This window comes from Novosphingobium rhizosphaerae (genome assembly GCF_050920675.1).
In the GTDB taxonomy this organism is placed as follows: domain Bacteria; phylum Pseudomonadota; class Alphaproteobacteria; order Sphingomonadales; family Sphingomonadaceae; genus Novosphingobium; species Novosphingobium rhizosphaerae.
Window position 1 is genome coordinate 1,359,789 of sequence record NZ_CP137861.1, and the last position, 25,978, is coordinate 1,385,766.

Annotated in this window: 24 protein-coding genes and 1 tRNA gene; 15 read left to right on the top strand and 10 right to left on the bottom strand. The window is 63.0% G+C overall.

Annotation, left to right across the window (positions count from 1 at the left end; translation table 11 throughout):
- Positions 1–203: 203 nt before the first annotated feature.
- On the top strand, positions 204–464 hold the full coding sequence (locus R9J51_RS06275) for a hypothetical protein (RefSeq protein WP_432787899.1): 261 nt from the start codon (positions 204–206) through the stop codon (positions 462–464).
- A gap of 86 nt (positions 465–550) precedes the next feature.
- Here the strand turns inward: R9J51_RS06275 and R9J51_RS06280 are convergent, their stop codons facing one another.
- The 4 genes from R9J51_RS06280 to R9J51_RS06295 form a co-directional block, all read right to left on the bottom strand.
- Positions 551–1,696 carry an epoxide hydrolase family protein gene (locus R9J51_RS06280; RefSeq protein WP_179506139.1) on the bottom strand — a complete coding sequence of 382 codons (1,146 nt, stop codon included), beginning with the start codon at positions 1,694–1,696 and terminating at the stop codon, positions 551–553.
- Positions 1,697–1,758: 62 nt separating this feature from the next.
- A complete protein-coding gene (locus R9J51_RS06285) occupies positions 1,759–2,961 on the bottom strand; it encodes a cytochrome P450 (RefSeq protein WP_179506140.1) in 1,203 nt (400 codons plus the stop codon).
- Between the two features lie 488 nt (positions 2,962–3,449).
- Positions 3,450–4,298 (bottom strand): MerR family transcriptional regulator, encoded by an 849-nt coding sequence (locus R9J51_RS06290; RefSeq protein WP_432787900.1) that lies wholly within the window; start codon positions 4,296–4,298, stop codon positions 3,450–3,452.
- Positions 4,299–4,880, bottom strand: coding sequence for a TetR family transcriptional regulator (locus R9J51_RS06295; RefSeq protein WP_179506141.1), 582 nt, complete (start codon positions 4,878–4,880; stop codon positions 4,299–4,301).
- A gap of 125 nt (positions 4,881–5,005) precedes the next feature.
- On the opposite strand from R9J51_RS06295, the gene R9J51_RS06300 reads away from it, so the two are divergent.
- The 3 genes from R9J51_RS06300 (at position 5,006) to R9J51_RS06310 (ending at position 7,779) form a co-directional block, all read left to right on the top strand.
- A complete protein-coding gene (locus tag R9J51_RS06300) occupies positions 5,006–5,959 on the top strand; it encodes a hypothetical protein (protein WP_179506142.1) in 954 nt (317 codons plus the stop codon).
- A gap of 75 nt (positions 5,960–6,034) precedes the next feature.
- Positions 6,035–7,189 carry an epoxide hydrolase family protein gene (locus R9J51_RS06305; protein ID WP_179506143.1) on the top strand — a complete coding sequence of 385 codons (1,155 nt, stop codon included), beginning with the start codon at positions 6,035–6,037 and terminating at the stop codon, positions 7,187–7,189.
- A 437-nt stretch (positions 7,190–7,626) separates the two neighbouring features.
- Positions 7,627–7,779: a hypothetical protein gene (locus R9J51_RS06310; RefSeq protein ID WP_179506144.1), complete on the top strand. Its 153-nt coding sequence runs from the start codon at positions 7,627–7,629 to the stop codon at positions 7,777–7,779.
- 559 nt (positions 7,780–8,338) lie between these two features.
- Here the strand turns inward: R9J51_RS06310 and R9J51_RS06315 are convergent.
- On the bottom strand, positions 8,339–8,686 hold the full coding sequence (locus tag R9J51_RS06315) for a hypothetical protein (protein ID WP_179506145.1): 348 nt from the start codon (positions 8,684–8,686) through the stop codon (positions 8,339–8,341).
- A 116-nt stretch (positions 8,687–8,802) separates the two neighbouring features.
- Here R9J51_RS06315 and R9J51_RS06320 point away from each other — a divergent pair, with 116 nt between their 5' ends.
- Positions 8,803–10,173 carry an IS1380 family transposase gene (locus R9J51_RS06320; RefSeq protein ID WP_066763960.1) on the top strand — a complete coding sequence of 457 codons (1,371 nt, stop codon included), beginning with the start codon at positions 8,803–8,805 and terminating at the stop codon, positions 10,171–10,173.
- Between the two features lie 215 nt (positions 10,174–10,388).
- Here the strand turns inward: R9J51_RS06320 and R9J51_RS06325 are convergent, their stop codons facing one another.
- Positions 10,389–10,778: a helix-turn-helix domain-containing protein gene (locus R9J51_RS06325; protein ID WP_008068470.1), complete on the bottom strand. Its 390-nt coding sequence runs from the start codon at positions 10,776–10,778 to the stop codon at positions 10,389–10,391.
- 566 nt (positions 10,779–11,344) lie between these two features.
- On the opposite strand from R9J51_RS06325, the gene R9J51_RS06330 reads away from it, so the two are divergent.
- Positions 11,345–12,475, top strand: a complete 1,131-nt coding sequence (locus tag R9J51_RS06330; protein ID WP_179506147.1) for a tyrosine-type recombinase/integrase — start codon at positions 11,345–11,347, stop codon at positions 12,473–12,475.
- 125 nt (positions 12,476–12,600) lie between these two features.
- Here the strand turns inward: R9J51_RS06330 and R9J51_RS06335 are convergent.
- Positions 12,601–12,675 (bottom strand) — tRNA-Val (locus R9J51_RS06335).
- A gap of 111 nt (positions 12,676–12,786) precedes the next feature.
- Here R9J51_RS06335 and R9J51_RS06340 point away from each other — a divergent pair.
- Positions 12,787–13,137, top strand: a complete 351-nt coding sequence (locus R9J51_RS06340) for a DUF3297 family protein (protein WP_168553801.1) — start codon at positions 12,787–12,789, stop codon at positions 13,135–13,137.
- A gap of 25 nt (positions 13,138–13,162) precedes the next feature.
- Here the strand turns inward: R9J51_RS06340 and R9J51_RS06345 are convergent, their stop codons facing one another.
- Positions 13,163–13,963, bottom strand: a complete 801-nt coding sequence (locus R9J51_RS06345) for a CHAP domain-containing protein (protein WP_168555359.1) — start codon at positions 13,961–13,963, stop codon at positions 13,163–13,165.
- A gap of 200 nt (positions 13,964–14,163) precedes the next feature.
- Between R9J51_RS06345 and der the strand changes: the two genes are divergently transcribed.
- From der to R9J51_RS06380, 7 genes are all read left to right on the top strand, one after another.
- On the top strand, positions 14,164–15,540 hold the full coding sequence (gene der, locus R9J51_RS06350) for a ribosome biogenesis GTPase Der (protein ID WP_179506148.1): 1,377 nt from the start codon (positions 14,164–14,166) through the stop codon (positions 15,538–15,540).
- On the top strand, positions 15,537–15,974 hold the full coding sequence (locus R9J51_RS06355; RefSeq protein ID WP_168553803.1) for a DUF983 domain-containing protein: 438 nt from the start codon (positions 15,537–15,539) through the stop codon (positions 15,972–15,974). The genes der and R9J51_RS06355 overlap by 4 nt, the downstream gene beginning before the upstream one ends.
- Before the next feature lie 199 nt (positions 15,975–16,173).
- Complete coding sequence (locus R9J51_RS06360; RefSeq protein WP_169473212.1) at positions 16,174–16,479, top strand: hypothetical protein; 306 nt, start codon at positions 16,174–16,176, stop codon at positions 16,477–16,479.
- A 55-nt stretch (positions 16,480–16,534) separates the two neighbouring features.
- A complete protein-coding gene (locus R9J51_RS06365; RefSeq protein WP_168553805.1) occupies positions 16,535–17,272 on the top strand; it encodes a response regulator transcription factor in 738 nt (245 codons plus the stop codon).
- Positions 17,273–17,351: 79 nt separating this feature from the next.
- Entirely contained in the window at positions 17,352–18,671 is a 1,320-nt protein-coding gene (locus R9J51_RS06370) for an ATP-binding protein (RefSeq protein ID WP_432787901.1), read from the top strand.
- 105 nt (positions 18,672–18,776) lie between these two features.
- Positions 18,777–19,472: a carbonic anhydrase gene (locus R9J51_RS06375; protein ID WP_168553806.1), complete on the top strand. Its 696-nt coding sequence runs from the start codon at positions 18,777–18,779 to the stop codon at positions 19,470–19,472.
- Positions 19,469–21,010 (top strand): SulP family inorganic anion transporter, encoded by a 1,542-nt coding sequence (locus R9J51_RS06380; RefSeq protein ID WP_179506149.1) that lies wholly within the window; start codon positions 19,469–19,471, stop codon positions 21,008–21,010. The genes R9J51_RS06375 and R9J51_RS06380 overlap by 4 nt, the downstream gene beginning before the upstream one ends.
- Before the next feature lie 110 nt (positions 21,011–21,120).
- Here the strand turns inward: R9J51_RS06380 and R9J51_RS06385 are convergent, their stop codons facing one another.
- Positions 21,121–22,014 carry a homocysteine S-methyltransferase family protein gene (locus tag R9J51_RS06385; RefSeq protein ID WP_179506150.1) on the bottom strand — a complete coding sequence of 298 codons (894 nt, stop codon included), beginning with the start codon at positions 22,012–22,014 and terminating at the stop codon, positions 21,121–21,123.
- Positions 22,011–24,389, bottom strand: a complete 2,379-nt coding sequence (locus R9J51_RS06390) for a TonB-dependent receptor (RefSeq protein ID WP_218847426.1) — start codon at positions 24,387–24,389, stop codon at positions 22,011–22,013. Before R9J51_RS06390 ends, R9J51_RS06385 begins: the two co-directional genes overlap by 4 nt.
- A gap of 160 nt (positions 24,390–24,549) precedes the next feature.
- On the opposite strand from R9J51_RS06390, the gene R9J51_RS06395 reads away from it, so the two are divergent.
- On the top strand, positions 24,550–25,899 hold the full coding sequence (locus R9J51_RS06395; protein WP_246865830.1) for an APC family permease: 1,350 nt from the start codon (positions 24,550–24,552) through the stop codon (positions 25,897–25,899).
- The last annotated feature ends 79 nt before the right edge of the window (positions 25,900–25,978 follow it).

Sequence of the window (25,978 nt, forward strand, 5' to 3'; positions counted from 1 at the left end):
TGAAAATGAATAGAAGGCCGCATATGGAGATTACCGCGGCGGCCGTGAGGAAAAGCGGTCGCCCCTTCGCTATCGAAAGGTTGGAATAGAAGGTATCCGTCCAGATGAGGTGCTGGTCAGGGTTGTGGGCACGGGGCTGTGTCATACCGATCTCGTTGTGTGCGCTCAGGTGTTGCCCACGCCGCTGCCGGCAGTTCTGGGCCATGGTGGGCGTCCCGCGTTCGATCGATGCGATAAGCTCGCTCAACATCATACAGAGGCTTTCGAAAGGCATCCTCGTGTGCGGCGTGGCCGAAGGCGATGCCGATCCGCAGGCTATCCAGCCCTTGCTGGTCGATCTTTACCGGGAGGGCCGCTTTCCTTTCGATAGACTGGTCACTACCTATCCGCTCAAACAGATCAACCAGGCCATCGAGGACCAGCACGCCGGAAAATGCGTCAAGGTGGTGCTCACCATGCCGTGATCCCCAAGCCCTCGCTGCGCTGTTCCAAGAGAGGCGGTGCTGCGGGGGATGTGACAGAGTGAGCAGACGAATAGCCATCACCGCGATCAGCAGGTTGCGAAAAAGGTGATCAGGTCTGCCGCCAGATCTCCGGGACATTCCATTGCCGCGAAATGCCCACCTTTGGGCATCGTGCTCCATTGTTTGATGTTGGCGAACATGTCTCCCGCCATGCTCTGCGGAGGTCGCAAGAATTCGAAGGGGAATTCTGCATAGGCAGTGGGCACTGTAATGGCGGCATCGGCAGGAATGATCGGCTCCCCAAAATACCTTGCGTGATAGGGCCAGAAGGATGATCCGATCGAACCCGTGAACCAGTAGAGGCAGATGTTGGCGAGCAGAGTGTCTATGTCGAACAGCTCTTCAAGGGGGGAGCCAGGATCGGACCAAGTCCTGAATTTCTCGCTGATCCAGGCAGCCAGACCGGCTGGAGAATCGTTGAGAGCCAGAGCCAGAGTCTGGGGCCTCGTCGCCTGGATGGCGATGTAGCCAGTATCGCACTTTAACCAGCTCTCCACTGCCACCAGGTAGTTTCGCTCTTGTTCGTCGCGGGCCCCGACTGAGGGATTGCGGGGAAGCGGGAGCAGGTTGAGATGGATCCCGATCAGGTTTTGGGGCCATGTGTGGGCAAGGCGGGTTGTGATAAACGCCCCCCAGTCGCCGCCTTGCGCAGCAAAGCGTTCATAGCCTAGCACTGAAGTCATCAGTTCCTTCAGCAGATCGGCCATGGCCTCTATCGAGAGGCCACCTCGTCCGTGACTGTAAGAAAGGTGATAGCCGGGTAGTGAAGGGATCACGACGGTGAAGGCCTCACTAGGATCGCGACCGTGTTTTACTGGATCGGTCAGAAGATCGATCATATCGAGAAATTCGAGTGGCGAGCCTGGCCAGCCATGAACCAGCAGAAGAGGTTTCGGGTTGGGACCCTTGCCCTCAACATGAAAATAATGGAGTTCGCGACCGTCGATCACCACTTTGAACTGGGGCCAGGCGTTGATGCGCCTTTCCTGCGCGCGCCAGTCGAAGCGGTCGTGCCAATAGGCGATCAGTCGCGAAAGCCACTGCGGATCCGTCCCGAGATCCCAAGCATTGCCGGGAAGACGGTCGGCCAGCCGGGTGCGGGCAAGTCGCCGCTTGAGGTCGATCAGATCGTCTTCCGGAATCTGAAGGATGTAGGGGCGAATGGTGCTCATTGTTGACCTTGGTATCCCCTTGGTCCCGTTGTTTCCGGGAACTGTGTTGGACGGCTGGAGGGTCATGCAATCGTGAAGCGGATGGGCAGAGACTGCAGGCCGCGCAGCATGTTGTTGAGGCGCCAGACCGGCTCGCCCGCTAGTTCGATCTTCTCAATTCTCCGGAGCATTTCCTCAAGAAGGACTTCCGCCTCCAGCGTTGAGAGCATCTGTCCAACGCACATATGGATCCCGAAGCCGAAGCCGACATGGCCCATCGTCTTGCGCCGGATGTCGAAGCGATCGGGGGCAGTGAATTTCTCCGGATCACGATTTGCGGCCGCCAGCAGCAGCATCACTTTCGAATTGGCCGGGATATTGACCCCGTCGATTTCGACGGGGCGGGTGGTAGTCCGGAAAAGTGACTGCACGGTCGAGCCTAGGCGGATGACCTCTGACCAGGCGGCTCGGATCAAGGACGGATCGGCGCGCAACACCTGCCATTGATCAGGAGCTTGGCCAAACGCATGGAGCATATGGCCGAGGCCAAAGATCGTCGTGTCGAGACCTGCGCTCAGGACTGATCGCACCAGCATGCCGGCTTCGTCTTCGGTCAGATTGCCGTTGTCGACCTCATCGTAGATCCGTGCCCCGATCCCTGTCGCGGCAATTGACTCGCGACGACATTGTCGGGTCACCCATTCGATAACCGGAGCGCTGTTCTGCATCGAGGTGTCGAAAAGTTCGTTATGCGGCCCCATGGCGTTGAAAACCATCGTGCCATAGGGCAGGAGGTTTTCGCGTCCCTCGGGCATCATGCCAACGGCATCGGGGATGATGCGAAGCGGATAGGCCTGAGCGAAATCCTCGATGCCATCGAGCGTGACCATGCTCAAGGCACTGTCGACTATATCGCGGGCGGCGATCTTGAAATCTTCGCGCAGTTGTTCGAGCACACCTTTACTCAGGACTCTGGTCATGACGGTGCGGGGGCGTGCATGATCGGGGTCGTCGGCTTCGTTAATGATGCTCTTGGGGCGCCACGGCGCTTCCTTCCCGAAATCCGTAATGCCGACTCCTCTGCCCGAACAGAAATTCTCCGGATCGCGTAGCGCTGCAAAGACCGAGGTGTGGCGGGCGAGTACGTAGAAGCCGTAGCGTGGCAGGTAGGTCACTGGCCCGAGTTCACGCAGCCGAGCTTGCGGGGCGTGCGGGGAGGCAAGGTACTCGATCGAAAATGGATCGATGTCGGACTCGGGACACCGATTGCCAACCATGCTGCCCATAAATGTCTCTTTCACTCTCGCCTTGCGCAGCAGATGCCATGAGAACTTGCCAGACCGCGATCCGGACCGGACTGTCAATTCCGCAAGGGCGCTATCGACGACGGGGGGGATCGGGATACTTCATAAGGAAAGGCATCCCGAAATAGACCATTGGCTTGCCGTCAGTTGATCGCTTCCTCGTCTCCCACCATCGCTGGCGCTATTCTGATGCACCAAACTTTTATGTGCTGAAAAGGTAGGTAATTTGGTGGGGCAAGTCATATTCGTATTGCGAAATGCCATAAGATATTTGGACTAATGGCTGACATAGCCATGGCAATGAAATGGTCGATTTTGCATGGCTAATGCTACAGCCGCGATGAGGCGCGCGGCTATGCGAGTACAGATACTGATCTTGATCGAAATTCTGCAGCTTTCCGATCAAAAGGTCGTATGCGAAAAATCAGATAGTGGGGTTGGAAACTAAGGCTTTTTGGGAAGGAGCGCAATCAACTTCCCGAGAGTTCGGGATGATGTGGGGGCAGGCATTCATCTTGCTTGCCGCGGAGCCGATTAAAATAGCTGAAAAAGGCTTGCTGCCGAAGCAGACCGAAGAATTCAAGCATAAGCGGAAGAGCGCGCTCGACCAGCCTGGCAGCTTCATCGACGCTTACGCGTCCTTCTATTCGCTGAAGGAATGTCGTCGCTTCCCAGCGCCCAACGAAGTTGGCCGCTTCGACGTAGAACCCCAGAATCTCCGGCGTATAATCGAGATGGCCGTCGAACCCGGCCTTACGCATCTCACCCCAGATCCTCACGATCTGGGCATTCGAGAGTGAAAGCATTTCGCCCTGCTGGGTTTCGATAATTTCGAGGATACCGATGTTTGCGAGAGTTCGCGCGTCTTCATCGGCATGCGGGTAATGCTCAAGCAGTGATCCTATCGCGACGGGTTGGCAGTCGGTCTCAGATCGATGTGCAACCAACTGTTCTAGTTTGTCGAATGCGTAGGCACCGACCTGTCCCTTGGCGGCATCACCATCCATCAGAGCGCTGATCTGGGCCAGTGTGAGGCGGCTGTCCTGCTGGAGTTGTCGGATGGCGATAATCGCACTGACATGCTTTTCATCATAGTCAGCGGCATTTCGGTAAGGGCGTGCGGGTTCCGGGATCAGCCTGTGTCGCAGATAGACACGTATTGTCTCGCGATGGACTCCGGTCCGTGCTTCTAGTTCGCGCATTTTCATGCCTCTGCAATAAATCAGCGCGCGCAATGCGCGCAATTGTATAATGCGCACCACGCCCGTGACGGCCTGGTGTGCGATCGCACCGCGCTCAAGAATCGCGAGAAGATACACCTAATTCGCCTCGGACAGTTGGCTCACCGCCGTCGATATCGCTGTTCGCAATAATGTGCGTTGCGTCATCGCGTCAGGAGTGATGGACGTACCGAAGGGATTGGCGGCGGTCCAAGCTGAGGCGATCGTAACGATGAGCGTCAGAAGGAAATCCGCGGGATATCGGTTGGCAACTCGTCCCTCGGCCTGAGCGCGCCGAATTTTTGCGACCTGAGCGGCGAGACTCGAGCCTTCATCCAGCGGCCAGTCCCCCTGCTGCGCAAGACCGTTCCACATGACCAGGCGCATCACATGGGGATGATCCATCGCGAAGTCGAACAGTGCGGCCGCATAACCCGGAAGATCATCTGCGGAGAACTGGATGGTGCTGTAAATATTAGCCAGATGCCGTTCCAGCACAGCCCTGAAGAGCTGTTCCTTGTTTCCAAAGTAGCTGTAGATCAGTGCCTTGTTCGCTGGCGCGGCGGTGGCAATGCGGTCAATTCGACCGCCCGCGATGCCGTGGGTCGCAAACTCTTCCGTCGCGGCCAGGAGGATGCGTTCGCGCGTCTGCTCCCCCTTTGTGAACTCAACCTTCTTCATGCCTTCAAAATCCCTTTGACCATCGGAGAGAGTGGATATAACTAAAAAGTTAGTTCTTCAAGCCGGCCACAAGGAGGTGTGCCATGTTTCCATCGATACAAGCAGGAACTTCGAAAGCGAGAGCCTTGACCGGTCTCGCACTGTCGGCGGGTTTCGCACTCTGTGTGCTGATGCCGGATATCGCCCTTGCCCAGAACGCGCATGCGCACGTTGTGCTTGATCCGAATTTCCGCACACTCGCGCCGCCCAACGATGCTTTCCCGCAGAATGCCGAACATGTTTTCTATGCGACCATCGGGATGGTGGCCATCGCGCTCATCATGGTTGTCGTGTCGATCATCGAAGGACTTCGCTTCAGGTCAACCGTTCCATTTGCAATCGTAATGGCGGGTGCCGCCTGCGTCTTTCCGGAAAGCGTAGACAATTACCTGGCCGGCTGCTTCTGGTCCCAGTCGCATGATCCAAACAAGCTCTTCTATTTTCTTATGGGGCGCGAGTTTGACTACTACACCATCGCGATGTGGTGGCCCTTCGGCGCACTGCTTGGGTATATCTTTTACGCCGCGCTCATGAGAAATGTGAAGACCGGTGCACTCTGGACCGCTTTCGCACTTTCCGGCCTCGCCGATATCATGTTCGAAGAGACATTACTTCGCTATGGCGGTATCTACACCTATTTTGGCCATCAACCTCTTGTTTTGCTTGGGTACTTTCCGTGGTGGTGGCTTTTTGCCAATGTCGCGGCATTGTACCTCAGCGTTGCGATCGCCTATCGTTTTCGTGAATGGTTCAATGGCTGGAAAAGCGTGCTCCTCTTGGCCTTGATGCCGCTTTGCTACATCGGCGGCTTTGCCTTTTCCGGGCTGCCGACGATCTATGCGATCCAGGGCAATTTCTCGCCGTTCGTGACTCAGGCAGCGGGTATCCTCACCTGCATCCTCGCCCTGGTCCAGGTCGTCGGCATCCTTTACCTGATCCTCGGACGTAAGCCGCTTGCTTTCGCGGAGAGAGAGGCAATCATTAATGGCAGTGCGCAGAACCGTTCCGCGCAGATCGGAGCGGCGGCCCCTCAATTCTGAATCGCAAGAATTCAAATTGGGCGCCCTTCCAAGCTCGGTGAGGGCGCCCATTTCTCTGGTTGCAAGGAGCACTCCATGCCAAACAAACTGCAGCCATCGATCACGCCTTTCAGGATCAATGTCGCTGACGAGGAGATTAGCGACCTTCATGCCCGTCTCGATCGTATCCGCTGGCCAGAGCGAGAGACGGTTTCCGACTGGTCGCAGGGCGTGCCATTGGCCGAAATGCGCAAGCTTGCCGATTACTGGCGCCATTCCTACGACTGGCGCCGCTGCGAGGCTACGCTGAACCGGTACCCGCAATTCAAGACGACCTTGGACGGACTTGAGTTCCATTTTCTCCATATCCGCTCTTCGAATGAAAATGCACTTCCCTTGATCCTCACCCATGGCTGGCCGGGATCGATCATCGAGTTCTTGAAAGTCATTGGCCCGCTGAGCGAACCGCAGGATTTCGGTGGCGACGCCCGCGACGCCTTCCATCTGGTTGTTCCCGCCCTGCCCGGTTATGGTTTCTCTGGCAAGCCGTCCGAAAGCGGTTGGAGCCTCGCCAGGATAGCCGCGAGCTGGGACACGCTCATGAAGCGCCTGGGCTACCGGGAATATGTCGCACAGGGCGGCGATTGGGGCTCGGCGGTTACGCATACGTTGGCAAGGCTGAAACCGGAGGGGCTGAAGGCGATCCATACCAACCTGCCGGTGGTGATGCCGCCGCCGCCTTACGAAAATCTCAATGCTGAAGAGACCGCGATGCTGGCAGCCATGGGGCATTACCAGCGCTGGGAAGCAGGCTATTCAACCCAGCAGATGTCCCGCCCGCAAACGCTGGGCTACGCTCTAGCAGACTCGCCTATCGGACAGGCAGCCTGGATATTCGAAAAGTTCAGGGCATGGGCCGATTGCGATGGCAATCCGCTCAACATCCTGAGCTATGATGAGTTGCTCGACAGCATCATGATGTATTGGCTTCCCAACTGCGGCGCCTCGTCGGCGCAGCTCTATTGGGAGAGTTTCGAGAACGCCTTCGTGGTTACGGAACCCGTTCCCGTGCCATGTGGCTACAGCGTGTTTCCGAGAGAAATCTATCAGGCACCGAGACGCTGGGCTGAACGGTGCTCGCCAGAGCTGATACACTGGAACGAGCTCGACAAGGGCGGTCATTTCGCGGCCTTCGAGCAGCCGGGGCTCTTCGTCAATGAACTCAGAAATTGCTTCGGAAAGATACGATAAGGCCGTCGAGAAGCTCCGCAGGCTGGGCTTCCGTTCACGCCGGACCATCGTAGCTAATAGCTGGGAATCAGTCTTTGGTCGCGGCAAACAAGATATTCTAAGCGATGCAAATGTTGAGCCGGCATCAACTTCGCCGCCGGTTCCACATCTCCTGCCACCCTTCCCTGCGCTAATTCTCAGAACACGAGGCCGTTAGATGGGGTGGGGCGGCTACTCACCAAATTGGTTGCGCTCCAACCGCCTGACTGATGGTGGCCACGGCAGGAATACGCACACGCTTCAGATCCTGAAGCATGGATATGGGGAACGAGACGAAGAACAGAATTCATGCACCATAGGCAGTCCTGACGATTTCCAGGCCTCCAATCGAAAACGTACCGATCTTATGGTAGGGAATTAGGAACCATGACGTAAATAATTCGCTGATGCCGTGTCTGATGATGCTGATGGCTGAAGTAGCCATGGCGAGGCTTAAGCGTGATCGAGCCAATCGCAACCTGGATGAGCTAGAGTCGTATTCCGCGGAAGGGCATCAATGGCTGGCCGGTGCTGATTTCAATGTCGCGGATTTCGTGATGAGGTTTCCGTAAACCACCGTGCGTGCCTTCATCCTGTTCGATCTGTAGCCCTATCCAAATCTCCGTGCCTATTTGATACGGGTGGAAGGCCATCTTCCTTTCGCAACCGCGATGTCCAAGGCTGCACCTGGCCGCGAACTCCTGCTGGATCGAGCGTCTTTCACTCGTTCGGTTGACGGACGTGACCACAGTCGATGGCGCGACATACACCAGTCAGGCTATCGCCATGTGACCCAACCGCTGCTCGTACCAGTACCCTAAAATCTCACGAACGCAGATTTGCGGTTGTATATCGGGGCGGCGTTATCTCGGAACTTGTCAGAGAGAGGGGACGATATCCGGAATTTCCGAGCCGGGCGCACGGGTGACGGCACTGGCCCTGCCGAAATGTCCGGCGGGGCGCAAGAAGCCGACATTGAGCCGGTTTGACAGGACTTCAATTCTAGCGTGTGCAGGCATGTAAATTTATCGCTTATCCGGCCGATCCGGCAATCATTATGCGTTATCTGGAAAGCCATACCCAATAAGAGGGCTTCTGTCTCTCCGCTTGAACTTATCGGCCTTTGGCTGGTCACTCATTCGTTTTGTTCTGTTCGATATACTCGGCTTGTCCATTGTGATGAAGTACCCAGCGGCCAAACTTCTTTTCGGCTTGATCTACGATCCAGACTGGCAATAGGAGAGAGGCAAAGAGGGTCGCTGTGGTTTTCACGTCGAAAAGGCCTTTGAAAAGAGCGAGGGCCAAGGCGATGAGAGCCAACGTTGCTGCCCCAAGCGCTATGGCTTTAACGATACCAATGTACTTCGGGATCAAGTGATAGCGGACACGTTCGAGCTCATCTTTAGCTTGCCTCATCTCCTGCCGCAGTGCGAGGCGGTCAGCCAACAGCTTTTCTACCGGAGGGTTGACGGCCTTCATCGCGGCTAGCCTGTCTTATTCACCGCGGCGGGTGAGAGGGTTGGCGGGAGTGGCGTAAGCGATTGCTTTGCAGTAGGAAAATGGGTGTCTAGACCAGTCCTTCAGCGAGGCAATTTATGCCACGGACCACACCCGCCGGGAGCGATGATAGCGCACCGGGATTTTCGTTTCCAGCGGTTGGCGGCAAGAAGGTCACAACCGCGTTCGACGGTGGCCGGCTGACCTCTGACGGCGGCGTTCTGCTGCTGGCGCAGGCCGAGCGCGCGATGGGGATCTGCCGGCAGCTTGCTGCGTGCATCGCCGATCCGCGTGACCCGACGCGGGTGATCCATCGCCTCGATGACATTCTGCGTGCCCGTGTGTTCGCGATCACGTGTGGCTATGAGGACGCCGATGATCTCGATGCCCTGCGCGACGATCCGGGCTTCCGCCTGGCGCTGGGCAAGTTGCCGGGATCGGGCGCGGGGCTGGCCAGCCAACCGACGATGAGCCGCTGGGAGAATGCACCGACCACGCGTGAACTGGCCCGGATGATGGTCGCGATGATCGGCGTTTACTGTGCCAGCTATCCGGCCCCACCGGCGGCGGTGACGCTGGATATCGATGACACGTGTGATGTCGTGCACGGCTATCAGCAGCTCTCGTTCTGGAACGGACATCACGGTGAGCGCTGCTTCCTGCCGATCCATGTGTACGATACCGCGAGCGGGCGGCCGGTGGCGATGCTGCTGCGCACTGGCAAGACGCCGTCGGGTGCCGAAGGTGCCGGCCACATCCGGCGCCTGGTGCGTCATATCCGCCAGCACTGGCCCGATACCCACATCACCATCCGCGGCGATGGGCACTACGCCCGTCCCGAGATCATGGCGTTCTGCGAGGCGGCCGGGGTCGATTACGTGTTCGGCTTGCCGACCAACGCCGCGCTGCGGGCCGATCCGGCCATCGTTGCCGTCGCCGATGCCTGCGCGGTCAAGCGGGCCCAGGCCCAACATCCGGTCCTGCGCAACTATGTCGAGACCCGCTACGGCGCCAAAAGCTGGAAGAGCCAACGCCGCGTCGTCGCCCGGATTGAGGCCAGCACGCTGGGCATGGACATCCGCTATGTCGTCACCTCGCTGACAGAAGGCTCGCCCGAGCACATTTACGACACGCTCTATTGCGCGCGCGGCCAAGCCGAAAACCTGATCAAGCGCCACAAGACCCAGTTGGCCAGCGATCGCACCTCGTGCCGCTCGGCCAATGCCAACCAGATGCGCCTCATCCTGCATACCGCCGCCTACTGGCTGATGTGGCGCGTCCAGCAGGCCATCCCCAAGGCCACCTCTCTGGCCACTGCCGAGTTCGCAACGCTGCGCCTGCGGCTGCTCAAGGTCGCCGCCCGCGTCATCGAGACCGCCTCGCGCATCCGTGTCGCCTTCGCGTCAGCATGCCCCGACGCCGGCGTGTTCAAAGCCATCGCCACCAGTCTCCGGCCAGCGCCGACATAGCCAGCGCGGCTGTGCCGCACAAAGCCCGAGCCATCGCCCATCAACCTCGAAAAGCCATCGGTTTTGCTGCGGCGAAAAACGCCGCCGAAACCGCGCGCCCGGATCACGCGGCCACCGACACATCAAACCCGGCACGCCCCAGTGCAGCGGGCTCATGAATAAGCCGGGCTAGGAGCCGTTCGTCGGCAATCGGTGGTAGCTGGTTGTCGTTCATGTCAGGCGCTCAGGGCAAAAATCTTCTCACTCATGGCGGGGCTGATCTCGCCATGCTCCAGCAGGTATTGAAACAGCGCGCCACCGAGTTTGATAAGCGCGTCCTGTTCCACATCGTCGCCACCGCGGCTCAGGAACGCCCAAGCCGTCGCGATTGAACGGGCATAGATACTGTCCAGGCTTTCGGCATCAGGTCGGCCTTCGCCGGTTAGAAGCCAATTTGCGCTGACGCCATAGACCTGGCTGAAGGCGAGGATCGCCGAGGCCGGAGGCTCACGCCCTTTTTCATAATTGACCAAGGCGCCGTGCGAAATGCCGATCGCTTCCGCGACATCGGTTTGCTTCAGCCCCTTTGCCTTTCGGATCTCCAGAAAACGCGCGCCGATGCTCATTCTGCACCCGTGCACGATTCTGCCTTGACGGAACTCACAAACATGAGTTACTCCAATAATTGTGAGTTTCTGCCAAACTCCCATCACAAACTACTACAGAGGTGCTAGTCATGCAATTGCTGACACTGCCAAAGCTGGCCGCGCGCAGCGGTTGGCCGGAGTCTCGCGTCCGTCGTATGGTTGCGCGGGGGTTGCTGTCCCATATTCGCGTCAACGGTCGGCTTCTTCTGCCGGAAACCGCCATTGAAGATTATGTGGCAAACCACTTCGTGGCTGCCGCAGGTCGGTCAACCCCGATAGGGCGACTCACCCTGGCCAGTCCGGCGCAAGACCCTGATCCCAGAAACTGACCAATGAGGAGCTCTTGGAATGGCTGTCCTCTCATCCATTCTCGATTCCGGGAGGCCGCCCAGCGAATGGGTTGAATTGCTGTCCACCCGGGGCCTTGTCATTTCCGAACGAGCATTGCGCGAGAAGGCCAACCGCATCGGTGCCTTCCACCGGCTCGGGCGGAACATGATCATCACCGCCGATCAGATCGACCAAATTTTGGAATATCGCAAACCATGCCCCTCGAACCGTTCCGCAGAGGCCCCACGTGGTGGGCGCGCGGGCGCGTCGAATATCTCGGCGCCCCCATCACCGACTACTATCGATGCAGCACTGGAGCATCTGAAGAAGCAGGCGCGTGGGACTGGTGTCGTGCCGAGGAAGAGAGGCAAATACGCCGCCACGTCCTAGGCGAGGATGCCGAGGCGCAGCCGCCTGCCAAGTTCACATTCGCTGATGCTGTGCTTCTCTACAAGCCGAGCGAAGCGGATGCTGGGTATCTCGTTCCAATCTTGACTAAGCTTGGCTCGATGGCTGTCGCAGACATTACGCCCAAGCTCGTGCGTGAACTGGGCGGGGAACTCTATCCAGAGGCATCGACAGACACGTGGGTGCGCCATGTCGTGACGCCCGTTCGCTCTGTCATCAACAATGCGCATGACCTTGGCCGCTGCGCGCCGATCCGCATCAAGGGTTATTCCAAAGAGGAGCGAGTCGCACAGGATCTCAAGCGCGGTCGGAAAAGCCGGGTCAAGAAGACGCCAGGAAGCTGGGAATGGCTGCTCAAATTCCGCCAGTACGCGCCGCGGCGTCATGCTGCTCTGGCCATGTTTATGTTCATGACGGGCGCGCGGATCAGCCAGGCCGTGGCGATGCATCCCGATCGTCATTTGAGGCTGGATCAGAACATGGTCTGCATCCCGGCGGCCAAAGGGCACGATGACCGCTGGATCACGGTTCCGCAGGATTTGGTCAGGGAACTGGCATCCCTGCCTCGACTTTATCCGCGCGGGTTCGAGCGCATTCAGGATAATCTGAGGGTCTTCGGTTTCGCAGACCGATCAAGTCCTCGGAAGGGATGGGCCAAGGCCTGCAAACTGGCTGGCATCGATCTGCTGCCATTTCACGCCGCCGGGCGCCATGGCTTCGGCCAGGAAATGAACGTGCGGCAGGGCATCGACGAGAAGGCTGCGGGTGAATTCGGGGGGTGGTCCGACACCAGTCTGATGCGCAGAACTTATACCCACGCCGAGCAGGCGGCAGAAAAAATTCACGAGGCGCAATTGCGTGGTCTGCGGGCTGCCGAGGAGCGGACCAAGCTGACTTTGTTCAGCGCCGGCGTTGCCAAAAGGAAGGAGAGAGCGTGATGGCCGTGTACGCGATTTGTACGGGCAAGATGCGAAATGGGACGTTTGTTCCCGTTATTTTCCGCATCCAACATTTTTCGACGGAATGTGGTTTCCATAAAATCCCCTTGTTTCAGAGGGTTTTATGGTGGGCGCGGCAGGGATTGAACCTGCGACCCCACCCGTGTGAAGGGTGTGCTCTACCGCTGAGCTACGCGCCCGCCTCGATGGCGTCCCGCCGCGGCCGTTTGGGGCCGCCCGGGTGTGGAGGGGGCCTCTAACGGCCTTGCACAGCGTTGACAAGTGGGCACGTAAAGATATTTCGCACACACATGACCGATGCAATCGAAACGCCCGAAAACGCGGGCACCGAAACTGTGGACACCACTGCCACGTCCGCTCCCGCGCCTGCCGCTTCGGGCGATGTGCCGCCCGATCGCCTGGCGATCAACCCGCGCAGCCCGTTCTTCGATGCCGATAAGCTGACGCGTGGCGTCGGCATCCGCTTCAAGGGCACGGTGCGCAAGAACGTGGAAGAATATTGCATTTCCGAAGGCTGGGTGCGCGTGCAGGCCGGCAAGACGATGGACCGCAAGGGCAACCCGCTGACGCTCAAGCTCTCGGGCGCCGTCGAAGCCTGGTATGAAGACCTGGGCGAAGACGCCCCCGTGGCCAAGGCCTGATTCTGTTGGTGCCGGGTGCCTGCGTTCAGCGCAGGCGCCCAGTGCTGGCCAACGTACTGGCCGCTGCGCCGCCCATCCGGCTGGCAATGATGCGGCCGATCGGATCATCCGAAAGCGCCGTCCGCGCCATGCTGCCCGGCACCGTACGCGGGGCCGGGGCACGCCTGGCCACCGTGGTGGTGGCCGCAGCGGGTTCATCGGCCACCCCTTTCAGGAAATCTGCATCGATGCGGCCGCGCGCGGTCGCCGGAGCCCGGGCCATCAGCAATGTCTGGCGCGGGGCTGCCGTCGTGGCGCTGGCCAGCCGCAGCGGGCCGCCCAGGCCGATATTGGGCCGGCGCGCAGGCGCGCGGTTATAGATGAAGCCATCGACCGGCCAGTGCGTGGTGCCCAGGCCCTGGATCGGGGCAAACCACACGCGCACTTCGCTCCAGTCGTTGGCATCCGAAACGTCCACCGCGCGCACGTCGTCTTCCCGCTGCCCGCGGGTGCCGTTGATGGGTGACCAGTTGGCATGGCGCAACAGCACCGTGCGCGAATCGATCACTTTGCTGACCATGGCGACATGGCCCAGGCGCATCGCGCCAAAGGGATGAAAGCTCATCACCGCGCCGGCCTTGGGCGTAAAGCCGCGTTCATAGCGGCCTTCTGCCTGGTCCCACCAGGTGTGGGCATCGCCATAGAGCTTGATGCCCGAAACCTGCCGCGCATAGGGCACGCACTGCAGATAGGGCAGGGCGCCGGTCGTGTCCGCTGGCGCGCTATCTCCCTGCTCAGGCCCGGGAATCAGCGCGATCGGGGCGGCGCGAGCAACCCCTGGGGCCATCAGCCCGGCGATCAGAGCCGCCCCCGCGGCCAGGCCCAGGGGCCTTGTTCTTGTCCACCACACCATGCCGCCGTTGTGCCGGCAAATGGTCAATGGCTGCCTGATCAGATTGGTTAACTGCGCGGATACGATTGGCCCGCCTTGGCTGCATGCATGCAACGCCCGCTTGCCTTTGCCGCCAAGCCGGGCCAACGGGGGCTATGCGTCCCCAGGTTATCATCATCGGACGGCCCAACGTGGGCAAGTCCACTCTGTTCAACCGGCTTGTCGGCAAGAAGCTGGCGCTGGTTGACGACCAGCCCGGCGTCACCCGCGATCGCCGCTTCGGCGATGCGTCGCTGCTGGGCCTTGAATTCACCATCGTCGACACCGCCGGGTGGGAAGACGACGATCCCGCCAGCTTGCCCGGCCGCATGCGCCAGCAGACCGAGGCCAGCCTCGAAGGGGCCGATGTCGCGCTGTTCGTGATCGACGCACGCGCCGGGATCACCCCGCTGGACGAGGAAATCGGCCGCTACCTGCGCGGGCACGACATTCCCGTGATTCTCCTGGCCAACAAGGCCGAAGGCCGCGCCGGCGACCATGGCCTGTTCGAAGCGTTCTCGCTGGGCTTTGGCGATCCCGTGGGCGTTTCGGCCGAGCATGGCGAGGGCATGGGCGATCTGTTCGAGGCGCTGCTGCCCCACATCGGCGAAACGCCGGAGGACGAGGGCGAGGCGAGCGACGAGGAGATCGAGTACGATCCCAAGGCCGTGCTCAAGCTCGCCATCGTGGGCCGGCCCAACGCGGGCAAGTCCACGCTGATCAACCGCTTCCTGGGCGAAGACCGCCTGCTGACCGGCCCCGAAGCGGGGATCACCCGCGATTCGATCGCGATCGACTGGAGCTGGACCGATCCCAAGGACGGCGAAACCCGCCCGATTCGCCTGATCGACACCGCCGGCATGCGCAAGAAGGCGCAAGTGGTCGACAAGCTGGAAAAGCTCTCGGTCGCCGATGCGCGCCGCGCGATCGACTTTGCCGAAGTGGTCGTGCTGCTGCTCGATGCCACGCGCGGGCTTGAACACCAGGACCTCAAGATCGCCTCGATGGTGCTCGAAGAAGGCCGCGCCCTGATCATCGCGATCAACAAGTGGGACGTGGCCGAGGATGCCAGCGGCCTGTTCAACGGCGTGCGCCAGGCGCTTGACGACGGGCTGGCCCAGGTGCGCGGGGTGCCGCTGGTGGCGGTTTCGGCGCGCACCGGCAAGGGGCTGGACAGTCTGCTGTCGGCCGCGTTCAGCCTGCGCGATGCCTGGAGCAAGCGCGTGCCCACCGCCGCGCTCAACCGCTGGTTCGATGATGCCCTGGCGGCCAATCCGCCGCCCGCGCCCGGTGGCCGCCGCATCAAGCTGCGCTATATCACCCAGGCCAAGACGCGCCCGCCCGGCTTCGTCCTGTTCGGCACGCGGCTTGACCAGTTGCCGGAAAGCTATCGCCGCTATCTGGTCAACGGCATCCGCCGCGAACTCGGCTTTGATGCCGTGCCGATCCGGCTCACGCTGCGCAGCCCCAAGAACCCGTTCGCCACGAAATGACCCACGTTCCCCCGCGCAGCCTGGCACAGGCCCTGTGGCGCGGGGGGCGGGGACACTGTCCGCGCTGCGACGGGGCCCGGCTGTTTGCCGCCTGGTTGCGGCCGGTGGCGCATTGCCCCGCCTGCGGGCAGGACTGGCGCGGCCATCGCGCCGATGATTTCCCCCCATATCTGGCGATCCTGGTCACCGGCCATGTCATGGCCCCGGTGATCATCGAGCTGGGCCTGCACACCGCGCTGTCGTGGCCGGTGATGCTGGCGCTGTGCCTGGTCATGACCGTCACCCTGGTGCTGGGCCTGCTGCAACCGGCCAAGGGTGCCGTGATCGCGCTGCAATGGTGGCTCGGCTTGCACGGCTTTGCTGCAGACCCCGGCAAGGCCGGCCGGCCGCTGTCCGAACCCGCGATCGAGACACGCAACCGCAACGAAACGTAATCGCCTGCCGCAGCGGGTGCGGTGGTGCAGGCACTGCCCCACCCCCGGATTGTCGGCGCTTTGGGCCGCATGCTGCGCCACGGCAGACATGAAGACGCAATCTTTTCTTGCGCAGCAACACTTCTTCACGAAGGCGCACCCATTGCGCAAAGGGCATGATGTTACCTCGGACACAACAACGAATGGAACGGAGTGTCCCATGATCATCGCCTCGCTTCTCGCCCTCGCCTCGCTGTCTGCGCCCGCTTCCCCGCTGCTGGCAGCGCCCACTGCCGCTGCCGCCCAGGCTCCGGTCTGCCAGGGTGCCCCCGGCCGTCCCTCGCTGTGCCGCCCGGCCGATGCGGTCAAGCCGGCTGCCGCCGCCCCTGCCGCCAGCGGTGCCCGCGTTGCCGTGGTCGCCTGCCATCCCGATCCCAGCAAGAACCGTGGTTGCTTCCGCCGTACCGAAATCGGTGGGGAAACCGCACTTGCTGCCAAGGCGCCGGTGCGCGAGGATGCGCGCTGAGACCGCGCTCATGACCGAGCCGGGAACCAAAGGAGCGCATCTGCGTAGCACAGCCATGCTGGCCACACGTCTTGCCCCCTCCATCGTCCTAGTCGAAGATGACGGCCCCCTCCGCACGCTGACCGCCCGCGCCCTGCGCGAGCATGGGTATGAAGTGCGCCCGGCCGCCACGGGTGCGGAAATGTGGGTGCTGCTCGACAGCGCACCAGCCGATCTCGTGGTGCTGGACATCATGTTGCCTGGCACCAACGGGATCGAACTGTTCCGCAAGCTGCGGCGGCTGAGCGACGTGCCGATCATCTTCATTTCCGCGCGCGGCAGTGAAGAAGATCGCGTGCTCGGCCTGGAACTGGGTGCGGACGATTACCTGGCCAAGCCGTTCGGCACGCGCGAACTGGTGGCCCGCGTGGGTGCCGTGCTGCGCCGCGGCGGGCAGGGCGGTGATGGCCTCGCCTCGGCCGAACCGGGCGAACGGGCCAGCGAAATCCGCTTCGACGGCTGGACCTTGTCGCTCGCGCGGCGCGAACTGCATGCGCCGGGCGGCGTGATGGTCGATCTGACCGGGGCTGAGTTCGATCTGCTCGCGACGTTCGTGGCCCAGCCGCAGCGCGTGCTGGGGCGCGAACGCCTGATCGAGCTGTCGCGCACCCGCCTGGGTGACAGTTCCGACCGCAGCATCGACGTGCTGGTGTCGCGGCTGCGCCGCAAGTTGACAGCGGCCGGTGGCGAAGCCCCGATCGCGACGGTGCGCGGCGTGGGCTACATGTTCAAGGCCCAGGTCACGCGCACTTGAGCGCCATGCCTTCATGATCCCTCGGCGCGGTTTGTGGCTGCGCCGGGCCATGCGCCGCTTCGGCTTGCCGGAGCGGCTTTTGGCTATTCTGGTGCTGATGGCGGCGATGGATTTCGGCGCCAACGCGGTGCTGTTCGACCGCGCCAGCAATTTCGCGCTGCGCAGCGACGATGCCGCACGCATTGCCGAAAACCTGGTGATCGCCAGCCGCGCGCTGGAAGCCGAAGAGCCCGCGCAGCGCCCCGCGCTGGCCGAACGGCTCTCGTCCCCGCGCTTTTCCCTGGCGTGGAAGCCGCGCCTGGCCCACGCCGACGATGCCTTGCCGCTTGATCGCCTGCGCGCGCAGGTGCTGGACGCCGCGCCCGAACTGGCCGCGGGCGATCCGCGCTTTTCGCTGCGCTCGCTCGCCTCGCCCGGCTCGGTCAACGGCGCCATGCTGCTCAAGGACGGCACGGGCGTGGTGTTCCGCACCCAGGCGAGCGAGGCCTGGACGCTCAACGCCGGCCGGCTTGCCGTGCTGCTTTTGCCAACGCCGCTGCTGGTCGTCTTGGCCTGGGTGCTGTTTCGCGCCACCATTCGCCCGCTCAAGGCCCTGGTTTCGGCCACCGGCCGGGTCGGTGCCGGCCCGCCCGAGGCGCTGATCGAGCGTGGCCCGGATGAAGTGCGCCGGCTGATTCGCGCCTTCAACCGCATGCAGAGCCGTATCTATCGCCAGATGCTGGACCGCACCCAGTCGATGCTGGCGATTGGCCACGATCTGCGCACGCCCTTGGCGCGGTTGCGCCTGCGGCTCGACGATGCCGGGATCGATCGCGAAACCCAGGCCGACATGGTGCACGACATTGACGAAATGATGCATTTGCTCGCCTCGCTCCAGGCCTATGTCGAAGGGGAAGGGCGCCAGATCCCGGCCGAGCCGGTTGACCTGGCCGCCATGGCCATGACCTTGGTCGACAATGCCTATGACCACGGCGGCGACGCCCGCTACGAAGGCGAGGATAGCCTGGTGATCCAGGCGCGGGCCGTCTCGCTGCGCCGCGCGCTTGGCAACCTGGTGGAAAACGCATTGCACTATGCCGGGCATGTCGAAGTGACAGTGCGCCGCACGGGTGATTTTGCCGAAGTGGTGGTGGCCGATCGCGGGCCGGGTATCCCGTCCGATCGGCTCGACGATGTGACCCAGCCGTTCGTGCGCCTGGATGCCGCGCGCGGCCGCGATACGCCCGGCATGGGCCTGGGCCTGGCCATCGTGAAACGCGCGATCAGGGCCGAAGGCGGCACGCTGATCCTGGCCAATCGCAGTGCCAGCATGGGCGGCAGCGTTGGAGAAACCGGGCTGATTGCCACGGTTCGTCTGCCGCTCAAGACGCCTCAGCCGCATGCCGCAGCGCGGAAATAGTTCCTTACAGTTCCGACGGAACCGGGCAAAGCCGGTGCCTTACCTCCCTGATGCAAGCGCTGCGGCTTTCATGCTGCGGCGAACAACCAGGATGGGGTAGCAATCATGAACGAACTCATCGGCCGGGTCTTCAGTTTCGAGAAGACCGTCTTTCCGCAGAGCAGTGAACTCTACGGGCAGCTTTCCACCCATGGCCAGGCGCCCAAGGCCCTGATGATCTCTTGCGCGGATTCGCGCATCGTGCCCGAACAGATCATGCAGGCCCAGCCTGGCGACCTGTTCGTGTGCCGCAACGCGGGCAACATGGTGCCCTCGTACTCCACCATGAACGGCGGTGTTTCTTCCACGGTGGAATATGCCGTGGTCGCCCTGGGCGTGCGTGACATCATCGTGTGCGGCCATTCCGACTGCGGCGCGATGAAGGCGCTGGCCGCCCCCGAACCGCCGCAGGGCATGCCCAACGTGGTGGCCTGGCTGCGCCATGGCGCAGCGGCAGAGCATGTCGTGTCGAGCTGCTCGCCCCACCTCCACGGCACCGAGCGCGTGCGCGCGGTGAGCCTGCAGAACATCATCGCCCAGATCGATCATCTGCGCACCCATCCGTCGGTGGCCACGGCGATTGCACGCGGCGAAATGTCGCTGCACGGCTGGTTCGTCGATATCGGCGCGGGCCAGGTGCTCGGCCTCGATGGCGATACCGGCCAGTTCGTGCCGTTGCGTGAAGACCGGCCCCTGCCGGTGGCGCTCGCGGCGCGCACCCGCTTCGCCAGCGAACCCGCTCTGGCGGAGGCGGCCGAATGAGCCAGGCAGCCACCGCTGCATCGCCCGAGGCTGCCCCCCAGAGGGGCGGCCTCGTTCGCGATTTCACCGCGTCGATCGTGGTGTTCCTGGTGGCCATGCCGCTGTGCATGGGCATCGCCATCGCTTCGGGCGTTCCACCCGAAAAGGGCCTGGTGACGGGCATCATCGGCGGCATCGTCGTGGGCCTCTTGGCCGGGTCGCCGCTTCAGGTGTCCGGTCCGGCCGCCGGCCTGGCCGTCATCGTCTTTGAATTCGTGCGTGACAATGGCCTGGCTGCGCTGGGCCCGGTGCTGCTGATTGCGGGCCTGATCCAGCTGGTGGCCGGCGTGGCACGCCTGGGCGGCGTGTTCCGCGCGATTTCGCCTGCCGTGGTGCATGGCATGCTCGCGGGGATCGGTGCGCTGATCGTGGTGGGCCAGTTCCACATCCTGTTCGATGCCAAGCCGATGTCCAACGGCCTGTCGAACCTGTCGATGATCCCGGCGCGTGTGCTGGGCCTGTCGCCGTTCGATTGGCAGGCCAGCGAAATGGCGCTGGTGCTGGGCCTGATCACCATCGGCGGCATGCTCGCCTGGGAAAAGTTCAAGCCCAAGGCGCTGGCCCTGGTGCCTGGCGCGCTGATCGGCGTGGTCGCGGCAACGGTAGTGGCGGCGGTGTTCAAGCTGCCGGTCGCGCGCATTGCCGTGCCCGACTCGCTGGCAGCGGCCTTTGCCGCGCCGGGTGGCGCGTTCCTCGATCCGCTGCTGGCCAAGCCCGCGCTGCTGGTTTCGGCCGTGGCGATCGCGTTTATCGCCAGCGCCGAAACCCTGCTCTCGGCCGCCGCGGTCGATCGCATGCACAACGGCGTGCGCACCGACTACAACAAGGAACTGCGCGCCCAGGGCGTGGGCAACCTGCTGTGCGGCATGGTTGGCGCCTTGCCGATGACCGGCGTGATCGTGCGCTCTTCGGCCAACGTCCAGGCTGGCGCGCAAAGCCGTTGGTCGGCCGTGCTCCACGGCGTGTGGATCCTGGGTTTCGTGGCCCTGCTGCCCTGGCTGCTGCGTGAAGTGCCGATGGCGGCGCTGGGCGGCGTGCTGGTCGTCACCGGCTGGAAGCTTGTCAGCCTCAAGCATGTGAAGCACCTGTTTGCCAACTATGGCGCGCTGCCGGCGGCAATCTGGGCCGTCACGTTTGCCCTGGTCGTTTCGACCGACCTTCTCACCGGCGTGCTGGTGGGCATGGCGCTCTCGCTGGTGGAACTGCTGCCGCACATGAAGCATCTCAACCTCGGGGTGCATCGTCACGAACATGACGGCACCACCAATGTGGAGTTGAAGGGGGCGGCCACGTTCCTGCGGCTGACCAAGCTCAACGCCGTGCTGGAAGACCTGCCGGCCGATCGCCGCGTCCACCTCGACCTGGGCCGGGTCAAGGCGATCGACCACACCACCGCCGAAACCCTGGGCGAATGGCTGTCGCGCCGCCGCCAGCAGGGCAATGCGGTCACCGTATCTGGGCCCGAGCCGATCCTGCGCGCGGTGCCGCACGCGGGATGACCTGACCGAACGCAGATTCCTTTGAGCCTACCCCCATCCGGGCTCTCAGGATGGCGCTACGCGCCCGCTGCCCCCACTGGCCCATGGCGCCGGTGGGGGCAGTTTCGTTGTCAGGAACGGGCGGCCAGTTCCTGGCGCAGCACGGCGATATGTTCAGGGCCAATGCCGCAGCATCCGCCCAGGATCGTCGCGCCCTCGCCGGCCCAGGCGCGGGCAAAGGCGGCATAGCCTTCGGGCGTCAGGTCGGCGCGAATGGGGCTGAGGCCGCTGTTCGCTTCGGCATCGGCGCCCTGCGGAGGAAAGGCATTTGCATAGACGCCGATGGCCACGTCAGTGCCGGCCAGCGCGGTTTTGGCCTGTCCCACCGCAGCGGCCATCACTTCGGGCTGGCTGCAATTGAACAGCAGCGCCTTGGCGCCTAGCCGCTGTGCCGCCGCAGCAGCATCGGCCACGCTTTCGCCCGAGCGCAATTGCACAGGCGCTGCCGGGTCTTCGTCGGCCAGGGTGAACGAAAGCCACAAGGGCTTGCCCGTGGGCGCGACCAGGTCGGCCACCAGTTCCGCTTCGGCGATGGCGGAAAGCGTTTCGGCCTGCCAGTGGTCGACATGGGGCGCAAGCGCGGTCACCAGCACCGACAGCACGGTGCGGCTGCGTTCCAGGTCGATCAGGTCGGGGCGGTACGATCCCGAAACCGGCGGCAGCGATCCGGCCACCGCCACCTGGCGCGGGGCGGCATCAGCCACGTCGCGCGCCAGGCGCCCGGCCAGCCCGGCCCATTCCAGGCCGTGCGCGTCGAACCGCTCCTGCCCGATGTGAAACGGCACCACGGCATAGCTGTTGGTGGTGATCACGTCGGCCCCGGCATCGACATAGCGCTGGTGCACCTGGCTCACGAATTCCGGCGCCTCGATCAGCGCCAGGGCAGACCATTCGGGCTGCTGGAACGGCGCGCCGATGCGCGCCAGTTCGCGGCCGGTGCCGCCATCCAGGATCAATACGCTCACAGGCTCACCGTCAGCCGCAGGTAATAGGACCCGCCGTTGATGCCATAAGGCGCGACGTGCGAATAGCGGTCGTAGTTGAGCGCCTGGCCGGTCGCGGTGTCGATTGCGCGCGGGTGCACGTCGAACAGGTTGTTGGCACCCACCCCCAGCCGCACTTGCGGGCTGAAGCGATAGCCGATGTCGATATCGGTGATCACGCGGCTGCCAGTGTCGATGATGTAATAGGGTTCGGCATAGCCCTGGGCTTGGCGGGCATTGCTGTAGAACGTGTTGCGCAGCGTGAAGTCCCACTGCCCGCTGCTCCACGCCGCGGCAAGCGAGGCTTTCCACGAAGGCGTCGCGGTGGTCAGGTTGGTGCGCTGCACGGCGTCGACCAGGGTGAGCCCCGCATCGGCCAGCACGGCGGGCGCGGCGTGGACGCGGCGGATCGTGGTGTCGACATAAGCCAGGCCCGCATCCCAGCGCACAGTCCCCAGCACGGACGTGGGCATGGTCCAGCTGGCGGTCACGTCCACCCCTTGCGTGCGGGTGTCGACGCCATTGGTAAAGAACACCGCGCTGACGTTGTCGGCTTCCAGCCCGGCGGGGATCGTCGTGCCGTTGGCGGCAATCGCCGCCTGGGCCAGATCGCCATAGAGATAGGCGCTTTCGATGATCCGGTTCTTCACGTCGATGCGATAGGCATCGACCGTGATCGCCAGCCCGCGCACCGGCTCCGCCACGAAGCCCAGGCTGGCGCTGGTGGAGGTTTCGGGCTTGAGCGCGGGGGCACCCAGCAGGTTGGCGCCGGGCGAGCCGAGCGGCAGCTGGATCGAGGCATAGCCGGTGGTGACGGTCGTGGCCGAATAGTTCTGCTGCGCCAGGGTGGGCGCGTGGAACCCGGTGCTGACACTGCCGCGCAGGGCAAAGCCATCCGTCACGTCATAGCGGCTGGCGATCTTGCCGTTGAGGCGGCTGCCCACGCCGTTGTAGTGCTCCCAGCGCAAGGCGCCCGAAAGCTCCCACGCCTTGACCGGGCGCAGCGTCAGGTCGGCATAGCCGGCCACGCTGTTGCGGTGCACGTCGGCCGCGTCCGAAGGGCGGAAGCCGGGGAACGCCTGCGGCCCGCCGGAATAATAGGAATTCGCTTCGCCGGCGCGGATTTCGTAGGTTTCATAACGATTTTCCGCCCCGAACGCGAACGTTGCCGGCCCGGCCAGGCCCACGTCGAACTGCTTCTTGACGTCAATGTTGCTGGTCCATTCCGACGCGGCAAAACCGCCGACATAAAAGTCGGTCTGGGCATTGCCGGTATCGGCCAGCAGATCGGGGTTGATCGTGCTGATGTTGCGCAAACGCACCACGTCGCGGCCATAAGTGGTGGAGAGGTCCACGGCCCAGTCGCCATGGCTCTTGATCCCGCCGGTCACGCTGAAATCGTGCTCGTTCAGCGTTTCCTGCGGAGTGAAGCCGTTCGGATAGATCGCGTCGACTGTATCGGAGAACCAGCCCGGCTGGCGGGGATTCTCGTTGGCCCGCGCCTTGCGCCAGGCATAAGTGCCGAAGCTGTAGAGATCGAGCGTCTCGCCCAGCGGACGGGTGTAGTCATAGCCGCCGCTGATCACCACCGAGCGCGGCAGGCCCTGCACCTTGGCCGGCTGCACCCCGCCGCTGTCGCCGCTGCGATTGGTGAAATCCTGATAGCGATAGCCGGCCGACAGATGCAGCACGCTGCCATCCTTGAACCCCACGCCCTTGTCGGCGTTGGCCTGGATCGCCGTGCCGTCGCCGGCATAATACTTGCCGCCCTGCACCGAAACGCCGCCGGAATTGGCATCGTCCTTGAGGATGACGTTGATCACCCCGGCGATGGCGTCAGAGCCGTATTGTGCGGCCGCGCCATCGCGCAGCACTTCCACCCGGCCCACCGCGGCCAGCGGGATCATGTCGAGATCGACGACGTTCGAGCCCTGCGAGGGGTCGCTGTCGGCATAGATGCTGGATGAAAGGTGTCGCCGCTTGCCGTTGACCAGGACCAGCGTCTGGCTGGGGCTGAGGCCACGCAGGGCAAAGGTGCGCGCCAGGGCCCCCACGTCATAGCCCACTGCCGGCGCGCTGAACGAGGGCAGCACGTTGCGCAGCGAATCGACCAGGTTCGATTGGCCGGTGGCGGTGAGGGTATCGGCCTTGACCACGTCGATCGGGGTGGCGCTCTGCCGGGCCAGGCGGCCGCTTTCGCGCGTGCCGGTCACGATGATCGCATCGCCGCTGGTGCCTGCGTCCACCGCCGGCGCATCGGCCTGGGGTGCGGCAAGCGCGGGTAGACTGACGGAAAGGCCAAGCGAAACCAGCGCCAGGCGCAGCGGCATACGATGATAAGCTACGGAAAAAGCCACACAAACCCCAGATGCAACGGAGAGCGGAAAATTCCACCTAGGGACTTGAGTATTATTCGGTCAAATGAGCTCTGCAAAACTGGCCAATCCTTGCGCATACTGTGGCAATCGCGCACTAGGGACATTCCCGATCATGGCCCCCAGCCTTGAAAGTGCCTGCTTGACCACGTCCTCCCCCACTCGCCCAACTCGCTCTGGCCCCCGCGCGCACCTGGGCGTGCCGCAGGCCATGCTCGTGGCCCTGGGCATGGTGATGTCCACCGACAGCCTCAAGACCGCGCCCACGGTGGCGGCCAATGCGCCGGGCGGCCATGTCCTGCTGCTGTGGATCGCGGGCGCGCTGGTCACCATGGTGGGCGCGCTGTGCTATGTCGAAATGGCCGCCGCCTTTCCGGATTCGGGCGGGGAATACAGCTTCCTGCGCCGGGCCTGGGGCGGGCGGCTGGCCGCGCTCTATGCCTGGTCGCGCTTTGCCATCATGCACACCGGGTGGATCGCGTTGATGGCGCACTTGCTGGCCGATTATGCCGCCGCGCTCTGGCCACTGGGCCATGGCGGGCGGACCGTGCTGGCGCTGGCCATCGTCGCGGCGATGACCGGGCTCAACCTCGTTCACGTGCGGCTGGGATTCCTGACGCAGGCCCTGTTGGTGGCGACGGTCGCCGTCGGCTTCGCCTGCGTTACGGCGGCGGGGCTGCTGGTGCCCGCGCCCGCCTCTGCCCCGCTGGCCCATGGCGGCGGCAGCGTGGGCGTGGCGCTGATCTATGTGTTCCTGGCCTATGGCGGGTGGAGCGACATGGCCACGCTTTCGGGCGAAGTGCGCGGCGGCAAGCGGGCGATGCTGGCGGTGGTGATCGGCGCGCTGGCGCTGCTCATGGCGATCTATTGCATGATGAACTGGGCGCTGCTGCGTGGCCTTGGCCTGGCGGGGCTGGCAGCCAGCACGGCCCCCGGCGCCGATCTTGCGCGCACGGCGTTTGGCCCGGCAGGCGCCTGGCTGACCGTGGGGATCGTGGCGATCTCGGCGATCAGCAGCATCAATTCCACGCTCATCGTCTGTTCGCGGGTCACCGCCTCGGCGGCGCGCGATCTGCCGGCGTTGAAGGCACTTGGCAACTGGCATGATCTTCGCGGCACGCCGGCGCGCGCCACCTTGGCGGTTGGTGGCTTTTCCCTGCTGCTCACCGCCATATCCGGCCTGTCGCAAAGCGGCTTTGGTGCCATGGTGGACTATATGACGCCGGTCTACTGGCTGTTCGTGATCCTGGGCATGGCCGCGCTGATCCGCCTGCGCCGCACCATGCCCGGCCATGATTGGCCGGTGCGCACCCCGCTGTTCCCGCTGTTCCCCGTGGCATTCATGGCCCTGTCGGCCGCGATGCTGTGGTCTTCGCTCACCCAACTGGGGCCCGGCGCCCTTGCCGGTGCCGGAGTGCTGGCCCTGGGCCTCGTGCTGGGGCGGATGGCCGAGCGCGGGCGGCCTCTTACCCGATCTGTCCAACAAACCTGAACAATTTGAAGCGTCATATCAGGATTTCCTTGAATGCTTTGAACGCCTAAATCGGGGTCACGGCCCGGCAAGGGCGCAA

Excerpts from the sequence above, each read along its gene's own strand:
- der (WP_179506148.1), top strand. The coding sequence starts at position 14,164 with ATGCGTCCCCAGGTTATCATCATCGGACGGCCCAACGTGGGCAAGTCC.
- R9J51_RS06380 (WP_179506149.1), top strand. The coding sequence starts at position 19,469 with ATGAGCCAGGCAGCCACCGCTGCATCGCCCGAGGCTGCCCCCCAGAGG.
- R9J51_RS06275 (WP_432787899.1), top strand. The coding sequence starts at position 204 with ATGGTGGGCGTCCCGCGTTCGATCGATGCGATAAGCTCGCTCAACATC.
- R9J51_RS06345 (WP_168555359.1), bottom strand. The coding sequence starts at position 13,963 with ATGGCCCCAGGGGTTGCTCGCGCCGCCCCGATCGCGCTGATTCCCGGG.
- R9J51_RS06340 (WP_168553801.1), top strand. The coding sequence starts at position 12,787 with ATGACCGATGCAATCGAAACGCCCGAAAACGCGGGCACCGAAACTGTG.
- R9J51_RS06330 (WP_179506147.1), top strand. The coding sequence starts at position 11,345 with ATGCCCCTCGAACCGTTCCGCAGAGGCCCCACGTGGTGGGCGCGCGGG.
- R9J51_RS06325 (WP_008068470.1), bottom strand. The coding sequence starts at position 10,778 with ATGAGCATCGGCGCGCGTTTTCTGGAGATCCGAAAGGCAAAGGGGCTG.
- R9J51_RS06355 (WP_168553803.1), top strand. The coding sequence starts at position 15,537 with ATGACCCACGTTCCCCCGCGCAGCCTGGCACAGGCCCTGTGGCGCGGG.
- R9J51_RS06280 (WP_179506139.1), bottom strand. The coding sequence starts at position 1,696 with ATGAGCACCATTCGCCCCTACATCCTTCAGATTCCGGAAGACGATCTG.
- R9J51_RS06305 (WP_179506143.1), top strand. The coding sequence starts at position 6,035 with ATGCCAAACAAACTGCAGCCATCGATCACGCCTTTCAGGATCAATGTC.
- R9J51_RS06375 (WP_168553806.1), top strand. The coding sequence starts at position 18,777 with ATGAACGAACTCATCGGCCGGGTCTTCAGTTTCGAGAAGACCGTCTTT.
- R9J51_RS06365 (WP_168553805.1), top strand. The coding sequence starts at position 16,535 with ATGCTGGCCACACGTCTTGCCCCCTCCATCGTCCTAGTCGAAGATGAC.
- R9J51_RS06310 (WP_179506144.1), top strand. The coding sequence starts at position 7,627 with ATGATGCTGATGGCTGAAGTAGCCATGGCGAGGCTTAAGCGTGATCGA.
- R9J51_RS06360 (WP_169473212.1), top strand. The coding sequence starts at position 16,174 with ATGATCATCGCCTCGCTTCTCGCCCTCGCCTCGCTGTCTGCGCCCGCT.
- R9J51_RS06315 (WP_179506145.1), bottom strand. The coding sequence starts at position 8,686 with ATGAAGGCCGTCAACCCTCCGGTAGAAAAGCTGTTGGCTGACCGCCTC.
- R9J51_RS06320 (WP_066763960.1), top strand. The coding sequence starts at position 8,803 with ATGCCACGGACCACACCCGCCGGGAGCGATGATAGCGCACCGGGATTT.
- R9J51_RS06285 (WP_179506140.1), bottom strand. The coding sequence starts at position 2,961 with ATGGGCAGCATGGTTGGCAATCGGTGTCCCGAGTCCGACATCGATCCA.
- R9J51_RS06295 (WP_179506141.1), bottom strand. The coding sequence starts at position 4,880 with ATGAAGAAGGTTGAGTTCACAAAGGGGGAGCAGACGCGCGAACGCATC.